The sequence below is a fragment of the Pirellulales bacterium genome, assembly GCA_019694455.1.
In the GTDB taxonomy this organism is placed as follows: Bacteria; Planctomycetota; Planctomycetia; order Pirellulales; family JAEUIK01; genus JAIBBY01.
Map to the genome: position 1 here is coordinate 15297 of JAIBBY010000058.1, position 12717 is coordinate 28013.

The following is a 12717-nucleotide window of genomic DNA, read 5'->3' on the forward strand; positions in this document are numbered from 1 at the left end:
GCCGACTAACCGAGCATCTCGCGGAATCGCCGAAACAAATAGCTGCTGTCGTGCGGACCAGCCGAAGCCTCGGGGTGGTATTGCACGCTGAACGCCTGCAACTCGCGATGCCGCAATCCCTCGATCGTTTGGTCGTTCAGGTTGCGATGCGTCACTTCCAGGCAATCGGGCAGCGACGCTTCGTCTACCGCGAAGCCGTGATTCTGTGATGTGATCTCGACCTTTTCGTTGCTCAGGTCCATCACCGGCTGATTCGCTCCTCGGTGACCAAATTTCAATTTGAACGTCTTGGCGCCGCAGGCCAGCGCCAGCAGTTGATGCCCTAGGCAGATGCCAAACACCGGCTGCTTGCCGAGCACGCCGCGAATCGTGTCGATGGCATAGTCAAGCGGTTCGGGGTCGCCCGGTCCGTTCGACAAGAACACGCCGTCAGGCCGCTCTGCCAGCACCTCGGCGGCGGTTGATGTGCCAGGCAGCACCGTCACTCGACATCCCATGTCGGCCAGGTGTCGAGGGATGTTCCACTTCATGCCAAAGTCGAGGGCAACCACATGCGGTTCGCCCGATGTTTCGGTTTGTCGTCCGAATGTTTCTGTCGCCAACGGGTGCAAGCGCTCGCTCCATAGCCGCGATTGCGACGGCATCACCTCGCGTATCAAATCGCGCCCGACCAGTCCGGGGCTCGCCTGGGCCTTAGCCACCAGGCTAGTGTCGTCCAGGTCGAGCGTCGAAACGATTCCCTTCATGGCGCCGTGCGTCCGTGTGCGGCGCACCAGCGCCCGCGTATCGACGCCGGCGATTCCCACCACGCCATGCGCGCGGAGATAATCGCCCAACCCACCTTCTGCCCGGTAATTGCTCGCCAGTCGACTGTCTTCGCGCACCACAAAGCCCGCCAAGTGCGGCTTGGCGCTTTCCAAGTCCTGCGAGTTGACGCCATAGTTGCCGATCAGCGGCGTCGTCATCGCCACGATCTGTCCGCGATAGCTGGGATCGGTCAATATTTCCTGATAGCCGGTCATCGAGGTGTTAAAGACCACCTCCCCATCCACTTCTCCTTCGGCCCCAAAGGCCAAACCGGTGTAGACGGTTCCATCTTCCAATGCGAGCTTGGCGGGGCGCGACATAAGTGTGCGGGGGCTGTGTGTGGTAGCAAGCAAGACGCATGGCGCCAGACGGCAATTCGCGCTGGCGCAAACTTGGCCGATCATAACAGACCGAAGGCGCTCTCGGCAGGGGCCGAGAAGCCGCTTGCGCCGTGTCGTGCCGGTTCTAACGGGCGAAGTTCGCCAACTTGCGAATTGCGCCGCCGCCAACGGCGGTCGAAGTAAAGTCGCGCGCTAATCGCTCCGATACGACGACTATGGCTGTGGGTCTCCGGTGAGAGCAAGTGATTGCTCGGCCGGACAGCCTCGAATTGAGGGTTCTTGTCCCGGCGAACAAGAACCCTCTTTTTTTTGCGCCCACACAAACCTGCGGTGGCCGCTCCCGCAAATTAGCCGGCAATCTCCGATTCGTGCGCCTGCTCGACGGCGCTTGCTGCGGCGCTGTGGGGTTCTGTCCCCAGGCAACGGCCAATCTGCCGCAATGCCTGGCGCAGGCGGGCTTCGTTCTCCACCAGGGCCATGCGCACAAAGCCCTCTCCCGCCGGTCCAAATCCGCCGCCAGGGGATACCACAATGTCCCCCTCTTCCAGCAGTTTCATCGCAAAGTTCACCGAGTCCATCTGCGACGTCCAGCGCGGCGGGATCTTGGCCCAGACAAACATCCCAGCCCGCGGCGGCGTAATGTCCCATCCCAGCCGTCGCAATCCTTCCACCAGCACATCGCGGCGGCGTTGATACATGCGCGCTTGCTCCTCCACTGCGGCGTCGGTGTCGCGCAGCGCCACGATCGCGGCCACTTGAATCGGCAAGAACATGCCGTAGTCGTAGTACGCCTTGACCGTGGCCAAAGCCTTGAGCATCTCGGCGTTGCCGGTCGCGTAGCCCACTCGCCAACCCGCCATGTTGTAGCCCTTGCTCATCGTGGTGAGCTCAATCCCCACGTCGAGCGCCCCCGGAGTGGCCAAAAAACTCGGCGGCTGATACCCGTCAAAGCCAATGTCGCCATACGCCATGTCGCTGATGACCATAAAGCCGTAACGCTTGGCTAGTTGCACCAGCTCCACATAAAACTCGGGGTCGATCGTCACCGCCGACGGATTGTGCGGAAAATTGACGATCACCAGCTTGGGCCGCGGGTAAAGATGCTGGCACGAGTAGGCCACGTTCGACAGGTACTTTTGCGGGTCGGCAATTTCCAGCGCAATCGCATTGCCTGCCGCCAGCGTCACGCCATAGACGTGGGCCGGGTAACTCGGCGCCGGCACAATCGCGGAGTCTCCTGGTCCCAACAGGGCAAGGCACGCGTGGCTGAATCCCTCTTTCGATCCCAGGCATACGATGACCTGGCTCTCGGGATCGAGCCGCACACCATATTTTCGCAAGTATTTGCCGGCGACTTCGCGGCGCAAATTGAGGATGCCAATCGACGGATTGTAACCGTGGTTCTCCGCTTCGCGCGCCGCCTCGCACAGCTTTTCGATGACCAGATCACTTGGCGGGTCATGTGGATTGCCCATGCCCAGGTCAATCACATCGGCGCCCGCGCGACGCTTCTGGTACATCAGCGCGTTAATCTTGCCGAACAGGTAGGCCTGTGGCAGCCGCTTGACCCGCTCCGCCACTTCAATCTTGAAGGGGGCGCTCGGAGAGTTTGAATTGTGCGAATCGTTCGACATACACCGCAATCAAATAGCGCAAACATTCCCGGCGCAAGCATCATCTAACAAGAAAGATACCACATGGCGCCCTCCAGAAACAAAGGCGCGGCGACGATGCTTCAGTGCGCACCGCCTTGCAATGAGTCGTAGCGGCGGTCGATAGGTTCGCGCTGGGCGACCATTTATGCTTGCTCCCCAGCCTATTGCATCGGTCGCGGAACTTCGATCTCCGTCACCAGGAGCAGATCCAGGATGCTAAACGATTCGTCGTCGCGATAGACAACCAGCGTCCGGCCACCTGGGGAATGGGATAGAAAATCTCGATGTGGGACGGGAAAAAACCGTCCGTCGGCAGTATGCAGTACAAACGGTGTGAATGGTTGCGCGTCGTGAATGGCCTTGAGCTGTTGGATCGTCATTTCTTGGTTCTTGGAAGTAAACGGCATTACCTACAGCATTCTACCGCTCGCCAATTCGTGAATCCTGTCAGGCAGCGCCGAAGATCGCTTTGGCAAAGCAATCCGGCGATCTACGACTCGCTTTGTCGGTTAGCCACCGCAAAAGCAAGTTGTTCGAGTTCGATTGCCAAATCGACCCCTACCTGTCGGACCGTGCCCGGCAGCGAGATCGTCATCGGCGCGAAGTTGAGCACCCCATCGATGCCGCTCGCCACCAGGCGATCGGCCACCCCCTGCGCCGCCACTGCCGGCACCGCCACGATGGCCAGGCGAATCTTGAGCGATTTGGTCAGCCTCGGTAAATCGTCGAGATGAAAAACCTCCACCCCTTCGATCTTGTCCCCCACCTTGCTCGCGTCGTTGTCGAACGCCGCCACCACCCGAAAGCCTTGCTGCTGAAACCCTTTGTAGCCCAACAAGGCTCGCCCCAGGTTGCCTGCCCCGATGAGCGCCACATTCCATTGCAGGTGTGTTCCCAGGATTCGCTTGATCGCGCCGATCAACTCGTCGCAGCGGTAGCCAATGCCTGGGTAGCCAAAATGTCCGAAGTAGGCCAAGTCCTTTCGCACCTGCGCGTCGGTGAATCCCAGCATTTTGCCTAGCTGGTTCGAGCTGGTCGTCTGGTGCCCATCGCGGACAAGCTGTTGAAGCTCGCGCAAGTAAAGGCTCAAACGGCTAACCACTGCCTTCGGTACCGTCACCTCGGGCTTGTTGGCCTCGTTCGCACCCCGCGTTGCGTCGATCGGGGCGGCTGATTCGCCGAATGCATGATCGTTGTGCGGCAAATGGACCCCAGCCGGGTAACGTGGTTCGACGCGGGGATTCCCTTTCGATTCCGTAATGCCGACCGAACGGAAAACTCGCGCAGGATTGCCCTAAGAGTCAATCCAACTCTAAGACACAGGCCGCCGGGTCACAAGGGCGAGCGGGTGCGTGGTGCAGCCGGCTTATCCCTTACAGCCGGGAAATGTCTTCGTTGGCAGCGAATTGCAGGATGTAATTCTCTGGCGGCGCCAAATCCATCGTGATTTTGCCATCCGTGCTTACGCACGCGGCGCGAAGGAAGAGTGTGGCGACAATACGGTTTCCCAAGCAGTGAAAGGAGTTAGGAACATCGGCCCCCCCTCGACACCTGCCGCGGGTCCGCTATGCTTAGAGGCTACGGAACTCGGCGCGTCAGGACTTTGGGGGAAACGCTCGCGCCACAGGGCGTTACTCCTTTCCTGGTGCTCGCTTGATCTCCGAGACCTGCTCCTCTCCCAGCGCCGCCCCATTGGGTCCGGCGACCTTACCATCCAGGCCTCGCGCCAAGCGCCTCGCTTTTGCCGCGATCCTCGCGGTCATGATGCTTGTGGTGACATCCGCGGCCGCCGAGGTCGCGGCCCGTCTCTTAGGGTATACTCCGTTTCTCGCTAAGAATGCCAACATCCGGGTCGAGCCAGCCGGACGGCTCTATCGCAAGCATCCCACGCTCGGCTATGCGCCAATCCCTGGCCGCCAGCAAATCTGCTACGACGGCAAGTACCGCTGGTATGCCACTCACGACGCTTTGGGGCATCGTATTACGCATCCAATTGCAGAAATCCATTCGCCGCCGCGCCCCCAAATCTGGCTCTTCGGCTGTTCGTACACGCATGGATATTCCCTCAATGACGAGGACTCGCTGGCCTGGCGATTGCAAGAGCGCTTGCCGCAATACGAAATCGTCAACTTCGCCGCCCCCGGGTACAGCACCCTCCATTCGGTGATTCAATTGCGCGAGGCGTTGGCCACGGGCCCGGCGCCGCGCGCCGCAGTTTTGCTTTATGCCCAATTCCACGACGAGCGCAATCCGTTCCTGCGGCAGCGCCGCAAGATGGTTGCCCCCTTCAACCGTCTTGGCCCTTTGACGCAGCCATACGCGCAGCTAGGCGCCGACGGCACATTGCGCGTCGGCATGGCCGATTCGGTATATCGCGAACCCCCTCTCTTGCGTCATTCGGCGCTCGTAAACGCCTTGGACGAATGGTGGAATCGCGGCGAAGCAAATCGCACGCCGGTCCGCGAAATCTCGCGTCGCCTATTGCTCGAGTTCGCGCAAGTAGCAAAACAGCGCCAGGTCGCATCCTGCGTCGCGGGCATCCAGCCCAGCACCAAAACGCAAGTGATGCTCGAAGCCTGTCGCCAGGCGGGCGTCGCCACGCTCGATATCTCCTTTAATTACGAGCGCGACGACAACTGGAATCCCGCCGATCGCTGGCATCCCAGTCTGCGAGCCAACGAAGAGATGGCGGAACGCCTTGAACTAGGGTTGGCATCGCAAATCCTGTTCGACGATCAACAACAACGCCTGGCCGTCGATCCCACCGATCCGCTAACGAACCTCTATTGTGGCGTGCATCGCCTCTCGGCAGGAGCTGGCGATGCCCGCGACTGCCTGCGGCGGGCGGCCGACTCGTTGCCGACAGATTATCGTTCGCGCTATTGGTTGGGCATGTCGTTCGCTAACGAGGAGCCGGTTCAATTCGAGTTGGCCGAACGCGAGTTGCGAGCCTCAATCGGCTTGGCGCCAGAATCCGCGGAATCGCATGCGTCCTTGGGCCAACTCTTGAGTCGGCAAGGAAAGCAACACGAAGCGGTCGAACTACTCCATGCGGCACTCGTGCTCCGCCCTAGAATGCCGCACGCCGAAAACGAGCTGGCTTGGTTATGGGCGACTTGCAGCGACGAGCAAATCCGCCGGCCGCAGGAGGCGGTGGCGCTCGCCCAGTCCGCATGCCGCCAAACGCAAGGCAGCATACCCTCTTATCTCGATACCCTGGCGGCCGCGTTGGCGGCAACCGGCGAATTTGAACAGGCGGCAAACACCGCCCGCCAAGCGCTGCGACTCGCCCAGCAGCAAGGTCAAGAGTCGGAATTCATCCGCCAGCGGCTGCGGCTCTACGAGCAGCGGCTTCCTTATCGCTCGCCAAGAATGCCGCTGCTTCCGCAGATCGGCGGCTAAACCGCGGGCCTCTCGCCCCGCTCGCCCGACTGGCGCCCTTTGCGCGGTTTAACCCGCGCCAAGCGTCCGACCCGCAAAATTGGCAACACACGCGCACGCGCGGCGGTCGAGTAGAGAGTAGGAACCATACCAATGGCATAACACTCCCGCTGCAATGAGTTAATGACGCTTATCCAAGTCAAGCAAGTTTCCCAAGTTGACGATAACCCACTCCAGTCGGCCATCCGGTGAGGTGGTTTGTGCCGCCTAGGGTCCCCGCGCAGCCCACAAAATCCTTGTGATTTGGGATGAGCAGCTAAACGGGGAAAGTTAGGCGTGCCGACAAAACCAAGGGCGAGGTATCGCCCAAACGAACCAGGCCTTTCGAGAGTGGTGCTGTCCTTGGAGGAGGCGAGAACAATGAGAAAACTGTTGGGAGTGCCGATCATCGCGCTGCTGCTTGTCGCGATGTCGGCCAACACGGCGAGCGCCGGATATCTCGGCGCACTCCGGTACAAAAGCTGTGCCGGAAGCGTAGCCGTGGCAAGCTACGCATGTTGTAAGCAGCAATGTCATACGGTCATGAAGACCTGTAAAGAGGTCGTCTGGGAAAAGCAGAACTACACCTGCTACAAGACGGTGTACGAGAAGATCTGCGAGCCCAAGACGATCAACTGCGTCCGGTACGAGCACGAGACGGCCTATCGCGAATGCGAATACACCGTGTGCAAGCCGGTCTGGGAAACCAAGACCAAGGACATTTGCTACACGGTCTGCAAGCCGGTCTACGAGACTCGCACCAAGGACATCTGCTACACCGTGTGCAAACCGGTGTACGAGACCAAGACCAAGCAGATCTGCTACACGGTCTGCAAGCCAGTCTGGGAAACTCGTACCAAGGACATTTGCTACACCGTGTGCAAACCGGTCCACGAGACTCGTACCAAGCAGATTTGCTACACCGTGTGCAAGCCGGTCTGGGAAACCAAGACCAAGAACATCTGCTACACGGTCTGCAAGCCGGTCTGGGAAACCAAGACCAAGAACATCTGCTACACGGTCTGCAAGCCAGTCTACGAGACCCGCACCAAGAACATCTGCTACACCGTGTGCAAGCCGGTCTACGAGACCAAGACTCGTGAGATCTGCTACACGGTCTGCAAGCCGGTCTACGAGACTCGCGAGCGCGTCTGCCGTTACACCACTTGCAAGCCGGTCTACGAGACCAAAACTCGTGAGATTTGCTACACGGTCTGCAAGCCGGTCTACGAGACCCGCACCAAGAACATCTGCTACACGGTCTGCAAGCCGGTCTGGGAAACCAAGACCAAGAACATTTGCTACACCGTGTGCAAGCCGGTCTACGAGACCAAGTCTCGTGAGATCTGCTACACGGTCTGCAAGCCGGTCTACGAGACCCGCGAGCGCGTCTGCCATTACACCACTTGCAAGCCGGTGTACGAGACCAAGACCAAGGACATTTGCTACACGGTCTGCAAGCCGGTCTACGAGACCAAGACCCGTGAGATCTGCTACACGGTCTGCAAGCCGGTCTACGAGACCAAGTCCAAGGACATTTGCTATACGGTCTGCAAGCCCGTCTACGAGACTCGCGAACGCGAGTGCTGCTATACGGTCTGCAAGCCGGTTCACTTTACCAAGACGATCCAGGTCTGCTGCGGCGAGTGGCAAACCCAGGTCACCGAGTGCCCCGGCCCGGTGATCACCAAGTGCGTCCAGGAGCCTGGCTGCTGGAAGTGGGATCCTTGCTGCTGCCGTTGCGTGTATTGCCCCGGTCCGGTCAAGAAGTGCCAGATCCAATGCCCGCCCGTCAAGGTGTGCAAGAAGGTTTGGGTGCCCCGCACCGAGACCCGCGAAGTGAAGTGCTGCCGTTACGAGCGCGAAGTGTGCGTGAAGAAGATTCCGTACACGGTGTGCAAGATGGTGCCCGAGCAACGCGTCAAGACCTGCACCTACACTGTCTGCCGGATGGTTCCCGAGCAGCGCGTGAAGCACTGCACCTATACCGTCTGCAAGATGGTGCCTGAGCAACGTGTGAAGACCTGCACCTACCAGGTCTGCCACATGGTCAAAGAGCAGCATGAGAAGCGCATTCCGTACACCGTCTGCAAGATGGTGCCGGAACAGCGCGTCAAGACCTGCACCTACACGGTGTGCAAGATGGTCCCCGAGCAACGCGTGAAGACCTGCACCTACAAGGTCTGCCACATGGTGCCCGAGCAACGCGTCAAGACCTGCAACTACACCGTCTGCAAGATGGTGCCGGAGCAACGTGTCAAGACCTGCACCTATCAGGTCTGCCACATGGTCAAAGAGCAGCATGAGAAGCGCATTCCGTACACCGTCTGCAAGATGGTGCCGGAACAGCGTGTGAAGACCTGCACCTACAAGGTCTGCCACATGGTGCCCGAGCAACGCGTCAAGACCTGCACCTACACGGTGTGCAAGATGGTGCCCGAGCAGCGCGTGAAGACCTGCACCTACAAGGTCTGCCACATGGTGCCCGAGCAACGCGTCAAGACCTGCACCTACAAGGTCTGCCACATCGAACGTGAGCAGCGCGTGAAGGAATGCAGCTACACCGTTTGCAAGATGGTGCCCGAGCAACGCGTCAAGACCTGCACCTACAAGGTGTGCAAGATGGTGCCCGAGCAACGCGTGAAGGAATGCAGCTACACGGTCTGCCGGATGGTTCCGGAACAGCGCGTGAAGCATTGCACCTACACGGTCTGCAAGATGGTGCCCGAGCAGCGTGTGAAGACCTGCACCTACAAGGTCTGCCACATGGTTGCCGAGAAGCGCGTCAAGCAGGTTCCGTATTGCATCTGCAAGCCGGTGCACTACACCAAGACGATCAACTGCGTCCGGTGTGTGCCCAAGCAAGTTGCCTGCACCTACACGCGATGCGTGCCGCGGGTGATCTGCAAGCAGGTGCCGGTGACGGTCTGCTGCCCGGTCCCGGTCTGCTGCGAGTCGAATTGCTGCGGCGGCTAACCGCGGCAAACGCTTGACAAACCTCTGAGGTTCAGAGGGCCTGGTCTCGCTACGAGTGGCGTCCCGATTCCCCAAAAGGAGTCGGGACGCCTTTTTCGTTCGCTGGCTCCATTTCGCCGCGCAAGTCAGACACAACTCGCGGCGCCTTGCCGAACCGCGTCAGCCAGACCAGCGCCAAGAAGTCGTAGACCCCATGAGCGACCATCGGCACAGCCAGGTTGCCCGTCACGAGATACAGCCATCCCAGATAGACGCCAATCATTAGCGCCAGCGCCGCGTAGGCCGTGGTCAGGTAATGCGCCAGTCCAAAGACCACGCTCGCGATTGTGATCGCCGCCACAACTCCCAAACGTTCTTCCACGAACGATTGCAGCACGCCGCGAAACAGCAGTTCTTCGCCAACGCCCGCCGCGGCCGAGACGAGCGCCATCTCCCAGACCGACCAGCCGCCAAAGAACGGCACGATCAGTTCGTCCACCAGACGCATCAGGCGCCGAATCGGCGTCCAATTCGATCGCGCCACGCCAGCGGCGACGAGCAGGATCGGCACGGCGCCAAAAGTGCCCAATGCCAGAACCTTGGGCGACCAATCCACCCGCTTCCAGAGATCAACTCCCAACAGCCAGCCGAGGCCAACGGCCAATAGCGCGCAACCGGCCTCCAGGGCAATGAACACATAGCGGCTTCGTCGCGCGGCTGGCATCGCCAAAGTCTAGCGAGTTGCGCCAGAATCGTGGCTGGTGCGGTTCCCAATCGCTCCGTCGCCGGCCGGCAAATTCGCTCCGATTTCGCCCTGCCTTGCTAGCCGGCGTCAGATTTATATTCGCTTAGGCGAATCCGATAACTCCGAAATCCATTTCTCTATGACAGTGGTCGTTGCACGCGCAAACGCTGTTTGCGCACAATGACTTGCGCTGGTATTGCGGGCCGGATCCGAGCAATGGCAATTCAGAGTTGTCGGAGTCTAACCCCCCGATTTCGCATCAAATCGTGCAATTGAGTTTCCCCACGCGGCGCGCCCCAGACCACTGACCTTCAGAATGTGCAAAACCGTGTCTTCGGCCCGCCGTGTCCCCGGGGTAAAATAGCGTCATGCCTGCTCGTGCCGCCGTTGTTTCAACCGCTCCCGTTGTTGGCGCGCGGGCTTCGCTTCGCTGGCTGGAGTTTTCTGGTTCGCGAGCGCAGGTCGCTTTTCTTTCGTTCTTGCTGTTCGCAGCGGTCGTTCTGGCCAACTGGCCCGCCGTCGGCGGCGACTGGGTTTGGGACGACGCCACCGCGATTCGCGGCAACCGCTTCATTACCGAAAGCTCTGGCCTCGCGCATGTCTGGTTCTCCATTCAGCAACCAGACTATTGGCCGGTGAGCTATTCGCTCCTCTGGCTAGAGTGGCGAATCTGGGGCGACGACCCAATCGGCTATCGACTGGTGAATTTTCTGTTGCACGGCATCAACGCCGTTTTGGTTTGGCAGCTATGCCAGCGCTTGCGCGTGCCTGCCGCTTGGCTGTGCGGCCTCTTCTTTGCGGTCCACCCGCTGACCGTGGAAGCGGTGAATTGGATCATTCAGTGCAAGACCCTGCTCGCCACCGGTTTTTCGCTGGCGTCCATGATCGTCGCTCTGGCGGCTTACGACTCGCGTCGTGCCCGCCCGTATATTGCCGCATTGGCGCTATTCATCCTGGCGATGCTCAGTAAGACCAGCGCTGTGACCATTCCCATCGTCCTTGTCATCCTCATCGCTTGGCGTCAGCGGCGACTCACCCGGTTTGATCTCGGCTTTGTCGCTCCCTTTTTCCTGGTTTCCTTGGTTCTCGGCGCTGTTGGTCTCTGGTTTCAGCAGTCACAGGCCATTGGCGAAAACATCATTCGCCAAGATGGCGCCCTGTCCCGTCTGGCGCTCTCAGCCTGGGCGGTCTGGTTCTATCTCGGCAAGGCGCTGCTACCCATCAACCTGTCGTTCGTCTATCCCTTGTGGAAGCCAGCGATCGCCAATCCCCTCACCTGGCTGCCGCTCGTGGCCCTCGTCGCGATCCTGGTCGCCTTATGGATGCTTCGCAAACGGATCGGCTTGGCGCCCTTAGTGGCGCTCGGCGTCTATCTCGCCGCGCTGCTCCCCGTATTGGGCGTCGTCAACATCTTCTTCATGCGCTATTCCCTGGTGGCCGACCACTGGCAATATCCAGCTCTGCCCGCGGTGATCGCGCTGCTGGTTGGGCTTGGCGGTCATTGGGCGGCTCGGGTTCGCTGGGCGCGCTTGGCACTCCCGCTGGCAGCCGCGGCGGTTTGCGCGGCGCTGGTCCTACAGTCACGCGCTCGAGCCGAGATTTTTGGCGCCCCGTCGAACGAAACCCTTTGGCTCGACACCCTCGCCAAGAATCCCACCTCGTCGATGGCCAACAACAACTTGGGCGCGCTGCGCATCGCCCAGTCGCGTTGGACCGAAGCCAAGCAACTGCTGGAAACTTCGGTCCGGCTGTTGCCCAACGATGTCGAGAGTCGCGTCAATCTGGCGCGCGCCTACTATACGCTCGGCGAGCGCCAGGCGGCCCGCGATCAATTCGCCGCCGCGCTGCTGCTCAATCGCCAATCGACCGCCGCGCTTACCGGTTTGGGCCAGATCGCCGCCGATCTCGGGGAAGATGCCGCCGCGGCCAAGTACCACCAGGATGCGCTGGCCATCGATCCCCATAGTGCCGACGCGATGACCGGAATCGGCGTGATCTATGGCAAGCGCAACGAGTTCGCCGCGGCCGAAGAGTGGTTTCGTCGCGCGGCGGCCAGCGATCCCAGAAATGCCTCGGCCCGCGTGAATCTTGGTCTTTCGCTGCTCAAACAAGAGCGCTTCGCGGAGGCCGAGCACGAACTGCGCAAGTCGATCGAACTGTTTCCCATGATGATCGAGGGCCGCCTGCTGCTAAGCGAGGCCTTGATTCGACAAGGCAAAATCAACGCGGCCATCGTATCGCTCACCAGCGCGTCGCAGTTGCATCCCAACTCGGCCCGGCTGCGCCAGGCGCTTGGGCTGGCGCTGGCGATGGTCGGCCGCCGTCAGGAAGCGGTGACCCACCTACGCGACGCGTTGCGGATCAATCCCAACTTGCCCGGCGCCGCCGAGCAATTATCAAATATCCAGCGTGCGATTGGGGCCGGCGCTCGTCCTTGAATCCGCCGCACTACGCCGGTACAGTGAGTTACCGTAAGTCCCCGTAGCTCAATTGGATAGAGTGTCGGCCTCCGAAGCCGAAGGTTACTGGTTCGAATCCAGTCGGGGATACTAGACTTACGACAACGTGACCTGGTCCAGATACAGAATTCTGATACAGAATCTGGGCAAGGTGGAAAAGAAACGTCACCGAGTGGTGTCCGCCACTCGGTGACGCGACGCAAACCTTCAGGCTTGCGCGGGATGGTTCCCTACCGTCTCAAGCTTGGAGGTTTTGCCATGGCGCGTACGCCACGTCCTTGGTTTTGGAAGGCCCGCCGCAGTTGGTTCGTCACGATCGACGGCACGCGGCATGT

The 12717-nt window shown here is 60.2% G+C and carries 8 protein-coding genes and 1 tRNA gene; 4 read left to right on the plus strand and 5 right to left on the minus strand.

Features of this window, described 5'->3' with window-relative positions; all coding sequences use genetic code 11:
* Window positions 1-5: 5 nt before the first annotated feature.
* The 4 genes from carA to K1X71_18100 all read right to left on the minus strand — a co-directional run bounded on the left by carA (window position 6) and on the right by K1X71_18100 (window position 3965).
* A complete protein-coding gene (gene carA / locus K1X71_18085) occupies window positions 6-1127 on the minus strand; it encodes a glutamine-hydrolyzing carbamoyl-phosphate synthase small subunit (protein ID MBX7075056.1) in 1122 nt (373 codons plus the stop codon).
* Between the two features lie 368 nt (window positions 1128-1495).
* The gene (locus K1X71_18090) at window positions 1496-2782 is read right to left on the minus strand and encodes an aminotransferase class I/II-fold pyridoxal phosphate-dependent enzyme (GenBank protein ID MBX7075057.1); all 1287 of its coding nucleotides are present in this window, start codon (window positions 2780-2782) and stop codon (window positions 1496-1498) included.
* 182 nt (window positions 2783-2964) lie between these two features.
* Entirely contained in the window at window positions 2965-3183 is a 219-nt protein-coding gene (locus K1X71_18095) for a hypothetical protein (protein ID MBX7075058.1), read from the minus strand.
* Between the two features lie 110 nt (window positions 3184-3293).
* Window positions 3294-3965 (minus strand): redox-sensing transcriptional repressor Rex, encoded by a 672-nt coding sequence (locus K1X71_18100; GenBank protein MBX7075059.1) that lies wholly within the window; start codon window positions 3963-3965, stop codon window positions 3294-3296.
* 599 nt (window positions 3966-4564) lie between these two features.
* On the opposite strand from K1X71_18100, the gene K1X71_18105 reads away from it, so the two are divergent.
* Window positions 4565-6205, plus strand: a complete 1641-nt coding sequence (locus K1X71_18105) for a tetratricopeptide repeat protein (protein MBX7075060.1) — start codon at window positions 4565-4567, stop codon at window positions 6203-6205.
* Between the two features lie 561 nt (window positions 6206-6766).
* Window positions 6767-9199, plus strand: a complete 2433-nt coding sequence (locus K1X71_18110) for a hypothetical protein (protein MBX7075061.1) — start codon at window positions 6767-6769, stop codon at window positions 9197-9199.
* 49 nt (window positions 9200-9248) lie between these two features.
* On the opposite strand, the gene K1X71_18115 is transcribed toward K1X71_18110, so the two are convergent.
* Window positions 9249-9902, minus strand: a complete 654-nt coding sequence (locus tag K1X71_18115) for a CPBP family intramembrane metalloprotease (protein MBX7075062.1) — start codon at window positions 9900-9902, stop codon at window positions 9249-9251.
* Window positions 9903-10291: 389 nt separating this feature from the next.
* Between K1X71_18115 and K1X71_18120 the strand changes: the two genes are divergently transcribed.
* Complete coding sequence (locus tag K1X71_18120; GenBank protein ID MBX7075063.1) at window positions 10292-12361, plus strand: tetratricopeptide repeat protein; 2070 nt, start codon at window positions 10292-10294, stop codon at window positions 12359-12361.
* A 37-nt stretch (window positions 12362-12398) separates the two neighbouring features.
* A tRNA-Arg gene (locus K1X71_18125) sits at window positions 12399-12472 on the plus strand.
* Window positions 12473-12717: the final 245 nt, after the last annotated feature.

What these genes read in the sequence shown, in the direction of transcription:
- carA (MBX7075056.1), bottom strand. Translation starts at nt 1,127, where the DNA reads ATGTCGCGCCCCGCCAAGCTCGCATTGGAAGATGGAACCGTCTACACC.
- K1X71_18090 (MBX7075057.1), bottom strand. Translation starts at nt 2,782, where the DNA reads ATGTCGAACGATTCGCACAATTCAAACTCTCCGAGCGCCCCCTTCAAG.
- K1X71_18095 (MBX7075058.1), bottom strand. Translation starts at nt 3,183, where the DNA reads ATGACGATCCAACAGCTCAAGGCCATTCACGACGCGCAACCATTCACA.
- K1X71_18105 (MBX7075060.1), top strand. Translation starts at nt 4,565, where the DNA reads ATGATGCTTGTGGTGACATCCGCGGCCGCCGAGGTCGCGGCCCGTCTC.
- K1X71_18110 (MBX7075061.1), top strand. Translation starts at nt 6,767, where the DNA reads ATGAAGACCTGTAAAGAGGTCGTCTGGGAAAAGCAGAACTACACCTGC.
- K1X71_18115 (MBX7075062.1), bottom strand. Translation starts at nt 9,902, where the DNA reads ATGCCAGCCGCGCGACGAAGCCGCTATGTGTTCATTGCCCTGGAGGCC.
- K1X71_18120 (MBX7075063.1), top strand. Translation starts at nt 10,292, where the DNA reads ATGCCTGCTCGTGCCGCCGTTGTTTCAACCGCTCCCGTTGTTGGCGCG.